General features: G+C 29.7%; 21 protein-coding genes. 5 read left to right on the top strand and 16 right to left on the bottom strand.

Annotated features, from left to right (window positions below):
• Positions 1 to 39 precede the first annotated feature (39 nt).
• The gene (locus ACIJYI_RS07265; RefSeq protein WP_435114080.1) at positions 40 to 468 is read right to left on the bottom strand and encodes a Fur family transcriptional regulator; all 429 of its coding nucleotides are present in this window, start codon (positions 466 to 468) and stop codon (positions 40 to 42) included.
• A 93-nt stretch (positions 469 to 561) separates the two neighbouring features.
• On the opposite strand from ACIJYI_RS07265, the gene fabA reads away from it, so the two are divergent.
• Genes fabA through ACIJYI_RS07245 form a run of 4 tightly spaced genes read left to right on the top strand, consistent with a single transcriptional unit; the run spans position 562 to position 3,441 of the window.
• A complete protein-coding gene (fabA, locus tag ACIJYI_RS07260) occupies positions 562 to 1,062 on the top strand; it encodes a bifunctional 3-hydroxydecanoyl-ACP dehydratase/trans-2-decenoyl-ACP isomerase (protein WP_435114079.1) in 501 nt (166 codons plus the stop codon).
• Positions 1,062 to 2,273, top strand: coding sequence for a beta-ketoacyl-ACP synthase I (gene fabB, locus ACIJYI_RS07255; RefSeq protein ID WP_435114078.1), 1,212 nt, complete (start codon positions 1,062 to 1,064; stop codon positions 2,271 to 2,273). Before fabA ends, fabB begins: the two co-directional genes overlap by 1 nt.
• 3 nt (positions 2,274 to 2,276) lie before the next feature.
• A complete protein-coding gene (locus ACIJYI_RS07250; RefSeq protein WP_435114077.1) occupies positions 2,277 to 3,062 on the top strand; it encodes an enoyl-ACP reductase FabI in 786 nt (261 codons plus the stop codon).
• A gap of 13 nt (positions 3,063 to 3,075) precedes the next feature.
• Positions 3,076 to 3,441 carry a DUF2306 domain-containing protein gene (locus tag ACIJYI_RS07245; protein ID WP_435114076.1) on the top strand — a complete coding sequence of 122 codons (366 nt, stop codon included), beginning with the start codon at positions 3,076 to 3,078 and terminating at the stop codon, positions 3,439 to 3,441.
• A gap of 70 nt (positions 3,442 to 3,511) precedes the next feature.
• On the opposite strand, the gene pnp is transcribed toward ACIJYI_RS07245, so the two are convergent.
• The 12 genes from pnp to ACIJYI_RS07185 all read right to left on the bottom strand — a co-directional run bounded on the left by pnp (position 3,512) and on the right by ACIJYI_RS07185 (position 16,449).
• Complete coding sequence (gene pnp, locus ACIJYI_RS07240; RefSeq protein ID WP_435114074.1) at positions 3,512 to 5,584, bottom strand: polyribonucleotide nucleotidyltransferase; 2,073 nt, start codon at positions 5,582 to 5,584, stop codon at positions 3,512 to 3,514.
• Between the two features lie 57 nt (positions 5,585 to 5,641).
• A complete protein-coding gene (rpsO, locus tag ACIJYI_RS07235; RefSeq protein WP_271555542.1) occupies positions 5,642 to 5,890 on the bottom strand; it encodes a 30S ribosomal protein S15 in 249 nt (82 codons plus the stop codon).
• A 12-nt stretch (positions 5,891 to 5,902) separates the two neighbouring features.
• Positions 5,903 to 6,271: a 30S ribosome-binding factor RbfA gene (rbfA, locus tag ACIJYI_RS07230; protein WP_435114073.1), complete on the bottom strand. Its 369-nt coding sequence runs from the start codon at positions 6,269 to 6,271 to the stop codon at positions 5,903 to 5,905.
• On the bottom strand, positions 6,271 to 8,487 hold the full coding sequence (infB, locus tag ACIJYI_RS07225) for a translation initiation factor IF-2 (protein ID WP_435114072.1): 2,217 nt from the start codon (positions 8,485 to 8,487) through the stop codon (positions 6,271 to 6,273). Before infB ends, rbfA begins: the two co-directional genes overlap by 1 nt.
• Before the next feature lie 10 nt (positions 8,488 to 8,497).
• Positions 8,498 to 10,051 carry a transcription termination factor NusA gene (gene nusA / locus ACIJYI_RS07220; RefSeq protein ID WP_435114071.1) on the bottom strand — a complete coding sequence of 518 codons (1,554 nt, stop codon included), beginning with the start codon at positions 10,049 to 10,051 and terminating at the stop codon, positions 8,498 to 8,500.
• Between the two features lie 98 nt (positions 10,052 to 10,149).
• The gene (metK, locus tag ACIJYI_RS07215) at positions 10,150 to 11,319 is read right to left on the bottom strand and encodes a methionine adenosyltransferase (RefSeq protein ID WP_435114070.1); all 1,170 of its coding nucleotides are present in this window, start codon (positions 11,317 to 11,319) and stop codon (positions 10,150 to 10,152) included.
• Positions 11,316 to 12,857, bottom strand: a complete 1,542-nt coding sequence (gene lnt, locus ACIJYI_RS07210) for an apolipoprotein N-acyltransferase (protein ID WP_435114069.1) — start codon at positions 12,855 to 12,857, stop codon at positions 11,316 to 11,318. The genes metK and lnt overlap by 4 nt, the downstream gene beginning before the upstream one ends.
• A 1-nt stretch (position 12,858) precedes the next feature.
• On the bottom strand, positions 12,859 to 13,320 hold the full coding sequence (gene ybeY / locus ACIJYI_RS07205; RefSeq protein WP_435114068.1) for an rRNA maturation RNase YbeY: 462 nt from the start codon (positions 13,318 to 13,320) through the stop codon (positions 12,859 to 12,861).
• Positions 13,313 to 14,308: a PhoH family protein gene (locus tag ACIJYI_RS07200; RefSeq protein ID WP_435114067.1), complete on the bottom strand. Its 996-nt coding sequence runs from the start codon at positions 14,306 to 14,308 to the stop codon at positions 13,313 to 13,315. The genes ybeY and ACIJYI_RS07200 overlap by 8 nt, the downstream gene beginning before the upstream one ends.
• A 3-nt stretch (positions 14,309 to 14,311) precedes the next feature.
• A complete protein-coding gene (miaB, locus tag ACIJYI_RS07195; RefSeq protein WP_435114066.1) occupies positions 14,312 to 15,640 on the bottom strand; it encodes a tRNA (N6-isopentenyl adenosine(37)-C2)-methylthiotransferase MiaB in 1,329 nt (442 codons plus the stop codon).
• A gap of 3 nt (positions 15,641 to 15,643) precedes the next feature.
• Positions 15,644 to 16,054, bottom strand: coding sequence for a Fur family transcriptional regulator (locus tag ACIJYI_RS07190; protein ID WP_435114065.1), 411 nt, complete (start codon positions 16,052 to 16,054; stop codon positions 15,644 to 15,646).
• Between the two features lie 8 nt (positions 16,055 to 16,062).
• Complete coding sequence (locus ACIJYI_RS07185; protein ID WP_435114064.1) at positions 16,063 to 16,449, bottom strand: peptidase M22; 387 nt, start codon at positions 16,447 to 16,449, stop codon at positions 16,063 to 16,065.
• Between the two features lie 85 nt (positions 16,450 to 16,534).
• On the opposite strand from ACIJYI_RS07185, the gene ACIJYI_RS07180 reads away from it, so the two are divergent.
• Positions 16,535 to 17,458: a polysaccharide deacetylase family protein gene (locus ACIJYI_RS07180; protein WP_435114063.1), complete on the top strand. Its 924-nt coding sequence runs from the start codon at positions 16,535 to 16,537 to the stop codon at positions 17,456 to 17,458.
• Here ACIJYI_RS07180 and ACIJYI_RS07175 read toward each other — a convergent pair.
• The 3 genes from ACIJYI_RS07175 to trpS are packed head-to-tail and all read right to left on the bottom strand — an operon-like array spanning position 17,455 to position 20,125.
• Positions 17,455 to 18,522 (bottom strand): glucosaminidase domain-containing protein, encoded by a 1,068-nt coding sequence (locus tag ACIJYI_RS07175; RefSeq protein WP_435114062.1) that lies wholly within the window; start codon positions 18,520 to 18,522, stop codon positions 17,455 to 17,457. The two genes, ACIJYI_RS07180 and ACIJYI_RS07175, sit on opposite strands and share 4 nt — an antisense overlap.
• Positions 18,523 to 18,531: 9 nt before the next feature.
• Positions 18,532 to 19,071: a NifU family protein gene (locus ACIJYI_RS07170; protein ID WP_435114061.1), complete on the bottom strand. Its 540-nt coding sequence runs from the start codon at positions 19,069 to 19,071 to the stop codon at positions 18,532 to 18,534.
• A 52-nt stretch (positions 19,072 to 19,123) separates the two neighbouring features.
• Positions 19,124 to 20,125 (bottom strand): tryptophan--tRNA ligase, encoded by a 1,002-nt coding sequence (trpS, locus tag ACIJYI_RS07165; protein WP_435114060.1) that lies wholly within the window; start codon positions 20,123 to 20,125, stop codon positions 19,124 to 19,126.
• Position 20,126 lies beyond the last annotated feature (1 nt).

Raw genomic sequence — 20,126 nt, 5'->3', positions numbered from 1 at the left:
TAATTATAATGTAGAACTTAAATATCTGATTTAATTGAGTTAATTTTGATTTTGATTATCACTCGCAACTTTAATCAAAACTTCTACAGATTTTATTTGTTTTCCAGGAATATCTTTTTTCAAATTAATAGAATCAATATCATTCTCATCACAATCGATTAGCTCGTGAGTATCCTCATCATAAAAATGATGGTGAATTGAAGTGTTGGTGTCATAATAAGTTTTATCTGAATTTATCGCTATTTCTTTTAAATGACCTTTTTTTTGAAAAGCATGAACCGTATTATAAACTGTAGCTAGAGATATTTTTTCATTCATCTCATCTGAAATTTTTTTAACAAGATCATTAATTGTAAAATGGAAGGTTTTATCCCTTAAAAACAGCAATTCACAAATTTTAACTCTTTGTTTTGTGGGTCTTAGTCCAATTTCTCTTAATTTATTGATAAAATTGCAGTCTTTTTTCATAATTGTTTATAATAATTCTAAACTGATATTAAAATTATACTATTTATTATATTATATTATCATTAAATCAAGTATTAAGGGTCTTCAAATTTTATGAAAAAAAATTCTTATTCTTACGATGATCTCATAACATGTGGAAATGGTGAGCTTTTTGGCCCTGGAAACGCTAAATTACCACTTCCCCCAATGCTTATGTTTGATAGAATTACCGAAATCAATGATAATAATGGATCTTACAATAAAGGTTCTTTAAAGGCTGAATTAGACATCAAAGACGATCTATGGTTTTTTGATTGTCACTTTAAGGGAGACCCGGTAATGCCAGGATGTCTAGGTCTTGATGCAATGTGGCAGCTAGTTGGTTTTTATCTTGGGTGGCTTGGTAACCCTGGAAAAGGTAGAGCTCTTGGAGTTGGCACAGTAAAATTTACAGGTGAAGTTTTACAAAATGTTAAAAACGTAAGGTATGAAATTGATATGAAAAAAATTATGTCTCCAGGAGGAACTACTGTTGGTCTTGCTAATGGAATTGTGCTTGCAGATGACAAAAAAATATATTCAGCAGAAAGTTTAAAAGTGGGGTTATTTAAATAATGAGAAGAGTTGTTGTTACAGGTTTAGGAATTGTATCTTGTTTAGGTAATAATCAAGAAGAAGTTCATCAATCTTTATTAAATTCAAAATCAGGAATTTCATTTAGTGAAGAATATAAAGAACATAATTTAAGAAGTCATATACATGGCAAACCAAATATAAATCTTTCTGACCACGTTGATAGAAAAACAATTAGATTTATGGGATCTGGTTCAGCTTATAACTATATTGCAATGAAAGAAGCTATTGCAGACTCTGGTCTTGAAGAAAAAGACGTGAGTAATATTAAAACTGGAATCGTAATGGGTTCTGGTGGACCTTCAATTGAAAATGTAGTTTTATCAGTCGATAAAACCAGAGCAAAAACTCCAAAACTTATGGGGCCATTTGTTGTTCCAAGAACAATGGCAAGCACATCATCAGCTACACTTGCCGTACCGTTTAAAATAAAAGGTGTGAACTATACAATGAGCTCGGCATGCGCAACTAGTGGTCACTGTATTGGTCATGCTAGTGAATTAATTCAAATGGGTAAACAAGATGTTGTTTTTGCAGGTGGAAGTGAAGAGCTACACTGGGCAATGACTGCTATGTTTGATGCAATGACAGCCTTGTCTTCAAAATATAATGATACACCAGAAAAAGCTTCACGAGCTTATGACAAAACTAGAGATGGTTTTGTAATTGCTGGAGGTGGTGGAGTGCTAGTGCTTGAAGAATACGAACATGCTAAAGCTAGAGGTGCTCAAATATACGCGGAATTAACAGGTTATGGAGCAACGTCAGATGGTTACGATATGGTGGCTCCATCTGGTGAAGGGGCAGTGAGATGTATGAAAATGGCTCTTGCAACAGCTAAAAATAAAATTGATTATATAAATACTCATGGAACTTCTACTCCAGTAGGAGATATTACTGAACTAAGAGGTGTTGGAGAAACTTTTGGAGCTAATGTTCCAAAGATAAGTTCAACTAAATCACTATCTGGTCATCCACTAGGTGCTGCTTCAGTTCATGAAGCAATCTATTGTTTAATAATGATGAAAAATAGTTTCATTACTGGATCTGCAAACATTGTGGATATGGATGATGAGGCTAAAAAATTTCCAATTGTAACCAAAACAGAGACAGGTGTAACTTTAAACACAGTTATGTCTAACAGTTTTGGTTTTGGTGGAACTAACGCTGCTTTAATTTTTGAAAAGGTTTAAATTATGAGTTTGATGAAAGGCAAAAAAGGATTAATCATGGGTGTTGCCAATGAAAGATCTATCGCTTGGGGAATTTCACAAAAACTTGCTGAAGCTGGTGCTGAGCTAGCATTCACTTATCTTGGTGATGCTTTAAAGAAAAGAGTAATTCCTTTAGCAGAAAAATTAAACTCAAATGTTACATTTAGTTGTGATGTTGAAAATAAAGATGAAGTCGTAAAATTATTTGAAGATATTAAATCTCAGTGGGGACAAATCGATTTTGTAGTTCATGCAGTAGCATTTTCAGATAAATCAGAATTGTCAGGTGAGTATTTAAATACTACTAGAGAAAACTTTTTAAGAAGTATGCTTATTTCATGTTTTTCATTTACAGAAGTTGCAAAAGAAGCGTCTAAAATAATGAAAGAAGGTGGTAGTATGTTAACTTTAACTTACGAGTCTACTAAAGCTATACCAAATTATAATGTAATGGGTGTTTGTAAATCAGCTCTTGAAGCTAGTGTTAAGTACTTAGCTAGAGATTTGGGTGCTAAAGGTATGAGAGTAAATGCCATTAGTGCAGGTCCTATTAAAACGTTGGCTGCTTCTGCTATAGGAGATGCAAAATTCTTATATAAATGGAATGAAGATCATTCTTTCCTTAAAAGAAACGTAGATATCCATGATGTTGGTAATTCAGCATTATATCTTTTAAGTGACCTTGCAAACGGTGTTACTGGTGAAATTCACTACGTAGATGCTGGATATAACAAGGTTGGGATGCCAGACCCTAAGAATATTTCTTAAAATATAGTTAAATATGATTGTTATTGTCTCACATTTATTAATTGCAGTTATTGCAATTGGTTTTGGAATAAAAAATTTAATCTCACAAAAAGGAACTCAAACACATAAAATTGTAGGTTGGATTTGGGTATTATTAATGTTTTATGTGGCACTGTCATCTTTTTGGATTAAGGAAATAAATGAAGGATATTATAGCGTGATACATTTACTAAGTATTTATGTTTTAGTTACCATAACTCTTGGAATTTATTTCTTAAGGAAAGGTAATGTTAAACTTCACAAAAGTTTTATGGTTGGAAACTTAATAGGTTTAACTGTTGCTGGAATTTTCACCCTACTTCCAGGCAGATATATATCTCAGGTAATAGGATTATTTTAGTAAAACTAAATCTGTCAAAAAAAACCCCTCAAATTTTCATTCAAGGGGTTTAGAATTTTTATTTAAGCTATTATTCAGAAGCTTGTTTCATAGAAAGTTTAACTTTACCTCTATCGAAACCAATCACTTTAACTTTAACTTCGTCACCTTCTTTGACAACGTCAGTTACTTTAGCAACTCTTTTGTCTGCTAGTTCTGAAATATGAACAAGTCCATCTTGTTTTCCTAAGAAATTAACAAATGCACCAAATTCCATAATCTTCATAACTTTACCTGAATAAATTTTATTCAGTTCAGCTTTTGCAGTGATGTCTTTAATAAACTGCATAGCGATGTTTCTAGACTCTTCATCAGGAGCAGCAACTGTAACAACCCCTTCATCATTTACATCAACTTTTGCACCTGATTTTTCAACAATCTCTCTGATCGTTGCACCACCTTTTCCAATCACAGCAGCAATATCTTTTTTATCAACTGTAATCTGTTCCATTTTTGGAGTGTGTTGTCCAACATCAGCTCTTGATTCACTTAAAGCTTTATTCATTTCACCTAAGATATGAACTCTTCCATCTTTAGCTTGTTTTAAAGCCTGCTCCATGATTTCAAAAGTAATACCAGTAATTTTGATATCCATTTGAAGTGAAGTAATTCCATCTTTAGTTCCAGCAACTTTAAAGTCCATGTCTCCTAAGTGATCTTCATCACCTAGAATATCTGATAGGACACTAAAATCATCACCTTCTTTAATTAAACCCATTGCAATACCTGCAACTGGCTCTTTAATTGGAACACCAGCATCCATTAATGCTAGAGATGCTCCACAGACAGTAGCCATTGAAGAAGAGCCATTAGATTCTGTGATCTCTGATACTATTCTAAAAGTGTATGGAAACGCCTCTTTTGAAGGTAGTGAAGAATTGATTGCTCTCCATGCTAATTTTCCATGACCAACTTCACGTCTTCCCGTTCCAATTCTTCCTGTTTCACCAACTGAAAAAGGAGGAAAATTGTAATGAAGCATAAATCTTTCTCTAGACTGTCCATCTAAACTTTCTATTCTTTGTTCATCATCAGAAGTACCCAAAGTAGTAACAACAATTGCTTGTGTTTCTCCTCTAGTAAACAATGCTGAACCATGAGTTCTTGGTAAAACACCAACTTCACACTCAATAGCTCTAACATCAGCTAAACCTCTGCCGTCAATTCTTTTTTTGTTTTTAAGGATATCAGTTCTAACAATTTTCTTTTCAAGATTTTTTAACTCATCATTAACATTAAAATCAGAGTAATTTTCATTATCAGCAAAAAGCTGCTTAGCTTTTTCAGATATTTCTGAAATTTGATTTGATCTATCTTGCTTATCTATTGTCCCAAAAGCTTTAGTTAAATCTTCAGTAAATTCACTCTCAAGTTTTTGCTTAACTTCAGATAAATCCTTTTTCTCAACAGTCCATTCCGGCTTTCTACATTCTTTTGCTAACTCCTCAATCATTTCGATTACTGGAACAAAGCCTTCATGACCAAATTTAACTGCAGCTAACATTATTTCTTCAGATAAGCCTGACGTTTCTGACTCAACCATTAGCACTGCATCTTTAGTACCTGCTACAACTAAATCTAAACTCGAGTTTTCTAATTCAGCTTTTGATGGGTTAAGAATATACTTACCATCAACATACCCAACTCTAGATGCTCCTACAGGGCCCATAAATGGCATTCCTGAGATTGCTAATGCTGCTGATGATGCTGTGATTGCTAAGATGTCTGGTTGATTTTCTTTATCATATGAAATTACTGTTGGTAACAACTGCACTTCATTTTTAAATTCACCAGGAAACAAAGGTCTGATAGGTCTATCAATTAATCTTGATATTAATTGTTCACTTTCAGTTGGTCTTGCTTCCCTCTTAAAAAATCCACCTGGAATTTTTCCACCCGCATAATACTTTTCTTGATAATTTACAGATAGAGGAAAATAATCCATATCAGGATTAACTTTTTTTGCTCCTACTACTGTTGCTAAAATAACTGTTTCACCACATGAAGCGATGATTGCTCCGTCTGCCTGTCTTGCTACTTTACCTGTTTCTAAACTTATCTTCTTTCCTGCTACTTCTATTTCTTTCTTGTGTACTTTAAACATTTCATTTCCATTTCGTTTCGTTCGTTTCGTTCCATTCCGTTCTATCTATCTTGATCTTTATTTTCTTAAACCCAATTTCGACAGTACATTTTTGTAAGAATCCATTTTTGTATTTTTTAAGTATTCTAACAATTTTTTTCTTCTATTTACCGCTCTCAACAATCCAACAGATGAATGTTTATCTTTTTTGAATTGTTTTATATGTGAAGAGAGAGTTTCTATTTTCTCTGTTAGCAAAGCAATCTGAACCTCTGAAGATCCAGTATCTTTTTCGTGCATTGCTAATTCTTGTGCCTTTTTATTCATGCCTCTTTTTTCCTATTTATTTGTTTGTTTTATTAAGTTTTCTATTTTTTCCGCATACTCAAACGATTCGTCTTTTCTAAAGAGTAATTTTGGTAAAAATTTCATAACCACCTTTTGTGATAAAATTTTTCTTATTAAAAATGAGTATTCTTTTAAAACTTTAATTGCTTCTTCTGCATTCTTTCCTCCAAGTGGAAGTACGTACGCTTTAGCAATTTTCAAATCTTGGCTCATTCTTACCTCGGTAACCGTTATAGTCTTAGTTTCTAAATTCGGGACCTTAGCCTCATTTTTTATAAAAATCATGCTTAAAGACTGCTTAATCATTTCTCCCACTCTTAGCTGTCTTTGTGATATTGGTTTACCAATTCTATCAGTCATTAAATCATTCTCTCAGTGGATGTTACACTAAACGCTTCTATTGTGTCGTTTTTTTGGAAATCCATATAGTCTTTTACTGTAATTCCACATTCTTGGCCGTTATTTACCTGTTTTACTTGGTTTTTTTCTCTAAAAAGAGTTCCAACTTTGCCAGTATAAATAATAGCTCCGTCTCTAATTATTCTTACATCTGAAGCAGTAGAAATTTCACCCTCCATCACTTTTGATCCTGCTACTTTTCCAGCTCCAGAGACTTTGAATATTTCTAAAATTTGAGCTGTTCCAGTAACTGTTTCCTGAATATCTGGAGACAACAGCCCTGACATTCTTTTTTTAATATAATCCAAAACTTCATAGATAATATTATATGATGAGATTTTAATTTTCTCATTTTCTGCTAATTTTTTTGCTTCCTTGCTAGGTTTAACATTAAACGCTATTAGAACTGCATTTGAAGCTTTTGCTAATGTAACATCTGTTTCTGTTACCATTCCAATATCTGCTAGAATTATTTTTGGTTTAACTTCATCATGTTTAATCTGATTAATTGCATTTTTGATTGCTTCAGATGATCCATGAACGTCAGACTTAATAATCAAATTTAATTCTTTTGCTGACTGATCTGAAAAAGCAGAGTCTTGAGTTGCAAATGATAAAGGATTTTTTGTATCCTTGCTTTCTTGTGCTCTATTTTCACTTAAAGTTTTTGCTTCTTTTTCATTATCAACCACAATAAAATCATCACCTGATTTTGCTGCACCATTAATTCCTAAAATCTCAACTGGTGTTGATGGAAGTGCTTCATTGATATTTTTTCCTTTATCATCAATTATCGCTCTAACTTTCCCCCATCGCAGACCACTTACAAAAAAATCACCTTTTTTTAAGGTTCCAGTAGTTACTATAATTGTGGCGACAGGCCCTCTACCAACATCTATTTTGGACTCGAGCACAATTCCTGTAGCTTTAGATTCAAAATCAGTTTTCAAGTCTAATATTTCAGCTTGAAGAATTATTGCTTCAACCAACTTATCTAGATTTAATTTTGTTGTTGCGGAAATTTCAACCATTAAAGTATCGCCAGATAAATCCTCTGCTATCAATTCATGTTCTAATAATTGGTTTTTAATTTTTTGTGGGTCTGCATCAGGTAAATCACATTTGTTGATTGCTACAACTATTGGAACATTCGCAGCCTTTGCATGTTTAATAGATTCTACTGTTTGTGGTTTTACGCCATCATCTGCAGCAACAACTAAAACCACTACATCAGTTAATTTTGAACCTCTTGCTCTCATTTCAGTAAATGCTGCATGACCAGGAGTATCAATAAAAGTTAATTTGTTAGATTGGCTTTCTATTTGATAAGCTCCAATATGCTGGGTAATCCCACCAAATTCTCCTGACACAACATTTGCACTTCTTAAAACATCTAGAACTGAAGTTTTACCATGATCTACATGTCCCATTACAGTTACGATCGGGGGTCTATTTTTTAAATTTTCTACTCTAGTAGCTTTTATCTTTTGAATTATTTCTTCAGCTTTTTCTTCTCTTATTGGATTGTGCCCAAACTCTTTTACTAAGTACTCAGCAGTGTCAGCTGCTAATGTTTGGTTAATAGTTACAGTAACACCCATTCCAAATAAAAATTTAATTACGTTGCTTGATTGTTCGGCCATTCTATTTGCAAGCTCTCTCACTGTAATAGCTTCTGGAATATTTACATCTCGTTTTACTGGTTTTAAACTTTCTTGAGCCTCTTCCTTGGTTAAGTTTTTACTTTCTTTTTGTCTTGCTCTCTTAACAGAAGCTAAACTTCTTTCTTTTGCCTCAATTTCATCACTCAAAGCTCTTGAAACTGTTAATTTTAATTCTCTTTTTTTAGTTCCAGCTTTTAATGTTTTCTTATCTTTGTTTTCGTCCCCTTTAAGTCTTTTTGTTGCTCTTTGTTCAGCAAGTTTTCTTCGCTCAAAATCGTTTGTTACTACTGGTGATTTAGGTACAAATGATGGTTTTACGGCAGCGCCTTTGTTAGAAGTTGAGGTGGTTTTTGGTTTAAAACCTCCAGGTCTTGGCGATCCACCTCTACTTGGAAATTTATTTGATTGTTTTTCGATTACTACAGAGTTTTTTCCTTGAGTTTTTGCAATCTCAATATTTTTGAATGATTTTTTGGCTGTGCCAGATATTGTTAGTTTTGTTTTTTTTTCCATGGCTCATCACTCAATCTTTGTAGACAATATTTCTCGCAGACATAATCAATTCATCTGCTTCTTCTTTTGATAAAGCAAAATCTTCAAGATAACCTTGAATTTTTACTCTTTCGCCTTTTACAATATCGTATCCACCTGTTAGTTCATCTGATGCTAAGTCGGCAAAATCCTCCAATGTAAGAATTTTTTGTTCACCTAAAGTCATTAACATACCAGGTGTTAGTCCTTTTAGATTTATTAAAATATCTTGAAGACCTAATTCTTTTATTCTTTGAGAAATATCTTCTTGGTCTTTTTGATAAAACTCTTTTGCTCTTTCTATAAGAGCTTTTGCAGTATCTTCTTCGATACCTTCTATTTTCATCAAGCTTTCTGCTGTAGTGTCTTTAATGTCATCTATTGATGAAAATCCTTCCGCCACAAGTAATTGACCTAGTGTTTCATCTAATTCTAAATTCTTAACAAAGTTTTCTGTTTTTTCTTTAAATTCAGATTGTCTTCTTTCTGAGTCTTCGGCATCAGTCATTATATTTATTTCATAATTTAATAACTTAGTTGCAAGCCTAACATTTTGACCTCTTCTACCAATCGCTTTACTTAAATTTTCTTCAGTAAGAATTACGTCTAGTTTTTTTCTTTCTGTGTCTACATTAACTCTCTGAACTTCTGCTGGTGACAAGGCATTTGAAACTAAAATTGCTGGATCTTCAGACCAATTCACAATATCAATTTTTTCACCTTGTAACTCATTAACAACAGCCTGAACTCTAGAACCTCTCATACCAACACAAGCACCAACTGGATCAAGAGAAGTATCAACTGCTTTGACACAAATTTTTGCTCGACTTCCTGGGTCTCTTGAAGAAGACTTAATTTCTATCAAGCCATCATAAATTTCAGGAACTTCTTGTACAAAAAGCTTTTCCATAAACTTAGGATGCGCTCTTGATAAGAATATTTGTTGACCTCTTGGTTCTCTTCTAACATCATAACAATATGCTTTTATTCGATCACCAGCTTTTATATTTTCTCTTGGTATCATTTCATTTTTTTGAATAATTGCCTCTGTTCTTCCAAGATCAGCAATCACATTTCCAAATTCTAATCTTTTAACAATACCACTCAAAATTGAATCTTTTTTATCAATAAAATCATTATATTGTCTTTCTCTTTCAGCTTCTCTTACATTAAAGCTAATTACTTGTTTAGCAGTTTGAGCTGCAATTCTTCCAAAATCAAACGAAGGTAAAGGTTGTAATATTTCATCACCAACTGTTTTATCTTTATTTGTCTCATTTAAATTAATGGCATCTTCAAGTTTAATTTCTATATTAGAATTCTCAGGATTTTCAGCAACGATCAATTTTCTAAAAATTTCAATGTCACCATTGTCTCTATTAATTGAAACTTTAATTTCATTTTCTTGACCAAATTTAGATTTAGCGGCTTTTGCAATGCCGGTTTCCATAGAACTAATAATAAGCTCTTTGTCGATAGATTTTTCTAAAGCTACTGCTTCAGCAATTCTTAATAATTCTAATTTATCTGCTCTTTTATTTAACATGTTTTAGTTTGCTCCAAAAAAAAATGGGCACATGCCCATTTTGTAAATTCAATAATGTAAGAGCAATATAGTAAAGTTTTTTTTTAATTCAACAGAAACTATTTAGAAAAATTCCCTGTTTTATCAGTTTTTTCCCATGAAAATGAACCGTTATCGTCTGGTGTTCTTCCAAAGTGGCCGTAGGCAGCTGTTTTTTCGTATATCGGTTTATTTAAATTTAACATCTCTCTAATTCCTCGAGGACTTAAATCAAAATTTTTATTTATTGAATCTACAACAAATTTATTTTTATCTAAATCGTTATCAAATAAATCAACATAAATTGATAATGGTTTAGAAACGCCAATTGCATAAGCTAATTGGATTAAACACTTATCAGCAACTTTTGAAGCAACAACATTTTTTGCAATGTATCTTGCTGCATAAGCTGCAGATCTATCTACTTTTGTAGGATCTTTACCAGAAAAAGCTCCGCCACCATGAGGCGCTGCACCACCGTACGTATCTACTATAATTTTTCTTCCTGTTAATCCACAATCCCCATCTGGACCTCCAATAACAAAATTGCCTGTGGGATTTACATAAAACTCATCTTCATTAAAACCTTCAAGAAAATTTGATGGAATAGATTGTAACATATAAGGTCTCAATAAATCTCTAACTTGTGCTTGATTAACATCCTTAGAGTGCTGAGAAGATATTACTACAGATTTTACTTTGGTAGGTTTGCCATTTACATATTCAAAAGTAACTTGGCTTTTACTATCTGGTTCAATATTTTCTAACTTTCCTGACTTTCTATCTTCTGCCATTAATCTTAAAATTTTATGAGAGTAATGAATAGGTGCTGGCATTAAAACGTCTGTTTCATTACAAGCATAACCAAACATAATACCTTGATCTCCAGCTCCTTCATCTTTATTTCCAGATGAGTCCACACCCATTGCAATATCAGCAGATTGTGAATGAAGATGACTTTCTATTTTTGTTGCTTCTCGCCAAGTAAATCCCTCTTGGTCATATCCAATATCTTTTATACAATTTCTAACTTTTTCAATTAATTCATCTTGTTTAATTTCAGGCCCTCTAACTTCTCCCGCTAAAATTACTTTGTTAGTTGTTGTAAGTGTTTCACATGCAACTCTTGAGAAAGGGTCTCCAGTAAGATAGCTATCAACCACCATATCTGAAATTCTATCTGAAACTTTATCTGGGTGGCCTTCAGATACTGACTCGCTTGTGAAAAGAAAATTTTTTAAATTACTCATTTTTTAAATCTATTAAATGAAAATATCATAAAAATATATAGTAAAATTAATGTTATAAAAATTTTATTTCCATATTTAGAAAATAATGTTGGTTGTATTTTTTTGACTTCTTTAAGATCAACATAACCTGATTTACCGTATTCAACCTTTTGTTCTACGATCCCTAGAGGATTAATAATAGCTGCAATACCATTATTTGATGAACGTAATATATATTTACCACTTTCAACTGCTCTAAAAATACTATGTGCAAAGTGTTGTTTGGGTCCTATTGATTTACCAAACCATCCATCTTCAGAAATATTTACAATTAAATCAAAACCTTGGTTTTTAAATATTTCTCCTGAATAAATAATTTCGTAACAAATTAATGGTAATATCTTTAAAGAAAAATCATCTCTTTTTATCTCTATAATTTTTCTACCCTTTCCTTTTGAAAATGATTGATAATTATTTGTAATTACACTTAAGCCAAATGATTTTAAAATATTTTCAAAAGGTAAAAATTCACCGAATGGGACTAAATTAATTTTATTATAATGATCTAATAATTCTAAATTATGATCATAAATTGACAAGGAATTGAAATAATTAATATTTTCTTTATTTGTTGTTTGATTATTTATACCAATAAACAATAAATGATTTTTATTAAAAATCTCCTCAAATAACCATTTATATTCAACTAATTCTTTTTGAGAAATATCGGGAAGAATTCCTTCAGGCCAAACAAAGATAATTTTTTCATCTTCTTTTGGATCGCTTATATTGATTAAATCATTTATTACAGAAACTGGATCAACATTAGAATAAAATCTATCAAGACCAATGTTTGAGCCTACAGCTCTTATTTTATATTCATAAGATACAACGTCTAAAGAATTAAATTTTTCTTTATAAAATGATCCGTACAGATAAAATAAAAATGGTAAAATAAAAAAGATAATACATACCCCTATGTCTTTTTTTGTTTCTTTTAAAATAAAAATTGCAGGGCTAGTAAACAACGAAATGCAAATTAAATTAAATCCGTAAGTTCCTATTAATGAGGTAATACCTAATATTTCTGAATGAGTAACAAAACTATAAGCTATCAGGTTCCAAGGAAAACCAGTTAAAATTGAGCCTCTTATAAATTCTAAAACACCAAGAAATAACGAAAAAACAAAAAAAGAACTTAATAATTTTTTTGGTTTTGAAATTATAAAACAGAAAGTAGCTAATCCATAAAAAATTCCTAAAAAAGAAGGTATTAAAATGATGGTTATAGGAATTAAAAATTTAAAATTTTGATCAAATGTTAAAGATATCGATATCCAATATAAGTTCGATAAAAAATAACCAAATCCAAATAACCATCCATAAAAAAAGAAATTTTTCTTATTTTGGGTAATTTTAGATTTTTTAAACAGAAATATAAAAAATGAACTAAAGGTAAAAAAATTTATTATTAAATAGTTGTAGGGAGGCAAACTTAAAGATGATGCCGCACCTAAAGTAACTAAAAAAACTATTTCAATGTAATTTTTTTTTATCAATCTAATTAATCTTTGAAATTACTGATTTATATATCTTTTCTTCCTCACTAAGCATTCTTTTAAAATCTTTATCTTTGATATGGTCAAAACCTAGTAAATGAAGAAATCCATGTATAAAAGTTTTAATTACTTTTTCTTTAAAATTTTTAATGTTTTGTGATCTAGGTTTATTCATGAAATTATAACTAATTATAATATCTCCAATATAAGTTTTTTTAGATATCAATGTTTTTTTTGCTAAAGGGAATGACAGAATATCTGTAGACTTATTTTTATTTCTAAAGTTTTTATTTAACTTTTTGATACATCTATTATTAGAAAGAAGTAAGGTAAGGGTAATTTTCTTACTAGGAAATCGATATTTTCTTGGAAACAGATTGCAAATTTCTCTAAAAAAAAGCTCTTTTTTTTTTAGTTTTTTTGACCAAGCTTTCTCTTCTGAGAAAACTTCAATATTAATCATTTTTTGAGTAGGCTTTAACTATTTTAGATACAAGTGGATGTCTAACCACGTCTGAATGGTCAAAATCAACTACCGATATTTCATTAAGATGACCTAATAATTCTTTTGATCTAACTAACCCTGACATATTTTTATTGGGTAAATCAATCTGAGTTGGATCACCATTAACAACGATTTTAGAATTTTCTCCAATTCTAGTTAAAAACATTTTAATTTGAGTATCAGTCGCATTCTGAGATTCATCTAAAATTGCAAATGAATTTTTCAAAGTTCTTCCTCTCATAAAGGCAAGTGGTGCAATTTCAATATCACCAATTTCAATCATTCTTTGAATTTTTTCAAAGTCAAAAAGATCATATAAAGAGTCGTATAATGGTCTTAAATAAGGATCTACTTTTTCTTTCATGTCACCAGGTAAAAAACCTAGCCTTTCTCCTGCCTCAACAGCTGGTCTAGATAAAATTATTCTTTCAATTTTTTTTTCTAACAACATTGTTAGACCTACAGCTACAGCTAAAAATGTTTTTCCAGTTCCAGCTGGACCAGCTGAAATTATTATATCACTTTGTCTCAATGCTCTTACATAATCTTTTTGTTTTTCTGATCTTGGAATAATAGATTTTTTTGGAGTCTTAATTATATCTGTAACATTATTATTTTTAACTTTTTCATTAATCATAAAATTATCTACTGAAGAAAGTATATCTTTATTTTCTATATTGCCATTATTAATAAATTGATTAGCTAAAAATTTAATAGCATTTTTAACTACTTCATTCTTTTCAGGATTAGATTTAATTAAAATAGAATTACCTCTGGAGTATAAATTTGTTTCAGTAATTTTTTCCAATTCTTTTAAATTTTTATTGAATTCACCTACAACACCAATCAGAAGTTCATTGTCATGAAAAATAACACTTAAGGAATTATTATCCGAATAAACAAATTTTAATGATGTGTCGCTATTTTTATTAGTTAAACTGTTCAATTTTTATGCTACCTTTTGATTAGCGCGAAAAACTCTTTCACCAAATAAGCTACTCCGATTACTTTTAATAATTTTCACTGGCACAATTTTTCCAACATCCTCTTTTTTACCATTAAAAATTACTGATGTCATATATTCTGATCGGCCAAAAACTTGTGTTTTATCTTCTGTTAAATTCTCAACTAAAACATTAATTGTTTTATTTTCTAATGATTGATTCATAAGCATCTGATTATCATATAATTGACTTTGAATTTGTTCTAATCTTTCCATTGAAATTTTTTTATCTATTAAATTCAAATCTGCCGCAACTGTTCCTGGTCTTGGACTAAAAATAAAAGAATAAGAATTGATAAATTTAATCTTTTTAATAAGTTCTAAGGTAGCTTTAAAATCTTCTTCTTCTTCACCTGGATAACCTATTATAAAATCACTAGAAAATTTTATATTTGAGTTAATTTCCCTTAATTCATCATATATTTTATAATAATCACTAATAGTGTGTTTTCTATTCATAAGACCTAAAACTTTATTAGATCCACTTTGAACCGGTAAATGAACTAACGGCATAAGTTTTTTTGAACTTTTGTAAACTTCAATTAAATCATTAGACATGTCTTTTGGATGAGATGTCGTATATCTAATCCTTTTAATTTCAGAAAATTTTTCAATCTCTAATATTAAATCTGATAATCTATATTTTTCATTATTATAAGCATTTACATTTTGTCCAAGCAAAATTATTTCTTGAGAACCTGAGTCTACCAAATATTTAGCCTCATCTAAAATTTGTTTAAATGGTCTAGAATATTCTGGGCCTCTTGTGTACGGTACTACGCAAAAATGACAGAACTTATTACAACCTTCTTGGATTGTTAAAAATGAAGAAATGTTTCCAGAATTATTTTTAATTTTATTAAAATATTCAAATTTAGAAATCGCATCAAATTCTGTTTCTTCAGTTTTTTTATTTTTTTTAATATGATTTAAAATTGTATCATTAATTTTATGATATGCTTGGGGTCCAATAACAAGATCAATGTAAGGTTCTCTTTTGAGCATTTCTTGATTTTCTGCTTGAGCAACACATCCAGCAATTATTACTAATGGCTTTTTTTTTGATCTAAAAATTTTTTTAACTCTTCCAATTTCATGATAAACTTTTTCTTTTGCTTTGTCTCGTATGTGACATGTGTTTAATAAATAACAACTTGCTTCCTCATAATTTTGTGTTTTTTCGTATCCAATTTTTTTTACAGAGTCATATATTCTGTTCGAGTCATACTCATTCATCTGACAGCCAAATGTTTTGATAAAAATTTTTTGTTTCATCTGTTAGGGCTTTTTCTTTATCCCATACAATTCAAGCTTATGGTCTACTAATTTATAACCATATTTTTCTGCTACTTTTTTTTGAAGTTTTTCTATTTCTTCATCCACAAATTCAATAATTTCACCTGACTTGATATCTATTAAATGATCATGATGACCTTCATTTAATTCTTCATATCTTGCTTTTCCACCCTTGAATTCATGCTTAGCTAATATTCCTGACTCTTCAAATAATTTTACAGTTCTGTAAACTGTTGCAATACTTATCTTTGGATCAATTTTAGAAACTCTGTTATATAATTCATCTACATCAGGATGATCAGATGATTGAGACATTACTTGAGCAATTACCTTGCGTTGATCAGTTAACTTCACGCCCTTTGACAAACATTTTTCTTCAATAGTTTCTGACATATTCAATTTTAACTTATATAAATAGGATTAATCAAATTTTTTTTAATTTTATATTTTTTACATAAATCAGGGATTCTTTCATAACTCAAATTTTTTTCATCTTTAAAATCATGTAAATTATAACAGTAATAATCAATATTTTTTGCAACATTAAAGGCTTTAACAACCGACATTGAATTTCTTATACCAGCAAAGCTTGCTAGACCTATATTGATGTAAATTATACCAATATCAGCTATTTTAAGATTTTTTGATAAGAGAAAATCATTAATAATTATAGTTAATTTTTCATAATTAATTTTAGTATTATCATGTGTAATATTATAAATACTAGCATTAGTAATGATCATTAAAAAAATTTTTTCATTAGCAGCATCTATAATAAGTTTATTCATTTTTATTTTATTTATAATTACAAATTCTATTTCAGATGAAAATAATATCAAATACTATTCTGGTGACGAGGGTATATTATCATTAATGTACCACCGTTTTAATGAACATAAATATCCTTCTACAAACATTCAGATGGATGTTTTTAAAAAACAAATGCAAATAATAAAAAACTCTAATTATATTTTTTCTAATCCTAAAAATTTTGAGAAAAATTTTAATATACCAAAAACAAATAAAGAAATTCTCATAACAATTGATGATGCCTTTTTATCTTTCTACCTTGAAGCGTGGCCATATTTAAAAAAAAATAAAATTCCTTTTGTCTTATTTGTTTCAACAGAACCAGTTGGGAAAAAAGGATACATGACTTGGGAACAAATCAAAGAAGTAGAGGCTGAAAAATTTACAATAATAGGACACCATTCTCATTCTCATGAATATCTTATTGATAATGATAATGATTTTTTTATATCAGATATAAAAAAAGCAAATGAAATATTTTTAAAAAATTTAGGGTATATACCAAATTTATTTTCTTATCCTTTTGGCGAATATTCAAAATTTATGAGTGATTATATTGCTCAAAATTTTAACTATGCTTTTGGTCAACACTCTGGTGTAATTGATTTAAATAAAGATAAGTTCGAACTACCTAGATTTCCAATTAATGAAAAGTATGGGCAATTAAAAAGGTTTAATTCAATTATAAATTCGTTTCCTCTTGAATATGAACAATTACTTCCTCTTGAAAAAAAATTAACAATAGAAAATAATCCTCCTAATTTTAAAGTTATGTTTTTTAAAGAGCAAGACAACATAAAAAATATTAATTGTTATTCTAATGAACTAAATAAATGGGAAAAATCTAATACTAATTTTGACAATAATGTTTTAACCATAAAATTTAGAGGTTCTTTCAAGCCTAGAAGAGGTAGAATAAATTGTTCTCTTAATGATGATGGTAAGTGGCGATGGTTTGGCGTTCAATTTCCTATTAAAGAAAACTAGATAAGACTTTCTAAATCAATACTTGAAGGTAACAATTTAGCATCATCAAAATCCTTTAATTTATTTTGTACAATTATTTTTTGCAAAACTTCAACATATTGACTTCCTGTCTCAGCATATTTGTTTAAATATTCAGAGAGCTTAATGCTATCTAGAGGAAGATTTGCGTCTCTAAATTCTGCTCTTGCTTTTCTAAAATCTTTATAAGTAGAATGAGTATTTAAGTTTCTTTGATAGGCTCTAACTGACGCTTGGAGAACGTTAAATTTCATCACTTTATGACCTTCGCCTGCATCGGCGTCTTTAGGTTTTAAGCCCTCACCCGACCATGTCCATTGACCAAATAAAGCATTGCCCTCTTGGGCAAATCTTGAAGTTCCCCATCCAGTTTCTTTAGCTGCCTGGGCAATTGCTAATGATACTGGTATCTCATCCATTCTAATTTTTAAGGTTGATAAATCTCTTGAATTTATTCCATATTGTTTATATTTTTTTTCTAACCACTTTTTTTCTGCTGAAGTATTGTTGCTTTTGTTAATAATATTAAAAAGTGTTTTTCTATCTAATCTAATATTGTTATTTTCTTGTACAATTAAAGGCAAAACTATCTGAATAAAAAAATCTTTTCTTTTTTTTGTATCTTCAATCATCGTAATTTCTTGAGGCAATAAAGTTAAAGCAACTGGTTTAACTAATTTTTTTTTTCTAACGTCTTTAAGATCATAACCTGTATCCTCAAACAATTGTTTTATAGTTGATGCGCTTAACCTTACAGTATCAGACTCTAAATCATTTAAACTGAAAATATCAAATAATACATCGTCTTCATTTATAATTTCATTTGAATTTTTATTTACACTCTTGCCATTAAGTGTATATGCCAAAACTTTTTTTGAATTATTTGTAAATTCTTTGGTTTTGAAATTTTTATCTGCAAAATTTATAACCATTGGCACAACAAAGAAAAAAGAAATTATTAAAAAACTACTTAGAAAAGTTCTCAATAAGACATTTAAGTTTTTTTCTTCAAATAAATCTAAGTTTTTAATTTTTTTAATTTTCATTTCCTTAACCTAAATAGCAACTACTTCTTTAACTTCTGGTAAATAATGACATAAAAGATTTTGGACTCCCTGTTTTAAAGTCATGGTGGAACTTGGGCACCCTGAGCAACTTCCTTGCAATTGAACTTTTACTACACCATCTTTAAATTCTTTAAATTTAATATCTCCACCATCTCTTGCTACAGCTGGTCTTATTTTCTGATCTAAAATTTTTACTATTTTTTTTTCTATTTCACTTAAGTTTGAATTTTGTTCTTCTAAATTCTCATCAATTACAAATTCATTACCATCAGAATAAAAATCATTAATAAATGAAATTACTATGTGCTTTAAATCATCCCATTTTGTTAAATCGTCTTTATTAACTGAAATAAAATCTTCACCTAAAAAAACACCTTTCACACCATTAATTGAAAGTATATTTCTTACTAATTCATTCTGAACATTATCTTTTTTTGTAATTTCATACGGACCACTATTAGACACTTTTTTTTCAGGAAGAAATTTTAGTGAATTAGGATTTGGAGTTACTTCAGTTTGAACGAACATAAATTATATATAGTTATTATTTAAAAAATTAATACTTGATAATAAATTTTACTTAAAAACCCACTATTTCTTTTATTCTTTTTATCTTTTTTGACGCAATTAAATTGGCTTTTTCAACTCCTTCTAGAAGGATTTTATCTAAATATGATTGATCATCTAATAATTTTTTTATTTCTAGAGAAATAGGTTCAATTTTATCTACAAGAACTAAAGATAATTTTTCTTTAAATTCTGAAAAATTTTTTCCAGCAAAACTTTCTACTGATTTTTCCATTGTTGAGTTTATTAAACTTGAATAAATTCCAATAAGATTTTTTGCCTCTAATCTATCATCAAGTTCTTTTATAGTTTTTGGCATTGGTAAAGGGTCTGTTTTAGCTTTTTTAATTTTATTTATTATCTGATCTTTATCGTCTGTTAAATTTATTCTGCTCAAATCAGATAATTCAGATTTACTCATTTTTTTTGATCCATCTTTAAGACTCATAATTCTTGAAAATTCTTTTTGAATTAAAGGTTCAGGAACCTGTAAAAAATTGTCTATTTCAAAATCATTATTAAACTTTTGTGCAATATCTCTGCACAATTCTAAGTGTTGTTTTTGATCATCTCCAACCGGAACATGGGTTGCATCATAAAGTAAGATGTCAGCCGCCATAAGAACTGGATAAGAGTAAAGGCCTACACTAGCCTTTTCTTTATCTTTTCCAGCTTTTTCTTTAAATTGAGTCATTCTATTCAACCAACCCATTCGAGCAACACAACTTAATATCCATGCTCCTTCAGCATGCGCTGCTACACTTGATTGATTAAAAATTATACTTTTTTTTGGATCAATACCACTTGCAATAAATGTGGCCACAGTCTCTCTTATATTGTTCTTTAATTCTTTAGGTTCTTGCTTAACGGTAATAGCATGTAAATCTACAACACAAAAAATACATTCATTATTATTATCATTATTTAATTCTACAAAATTTTTAATTGCTCCTAAATAGTTTCCTAGATGAAGATTTCCTGTAGGTTGAACACCTGAAAAAATTTTTTTACTCATG

Source organism: Candidatus Pelagibacter bacterium nBUS_36 (assembly GCF_051201215.1).
GTDB lineage: Bacteria > Pseudomonadota > Alphaproteobacteria > Pelagibacterales > Pelagibacteraceae > Pelagibacter.
This window is presented reverse-complemented; position numbering and strand designations above follow the sequence as displayed.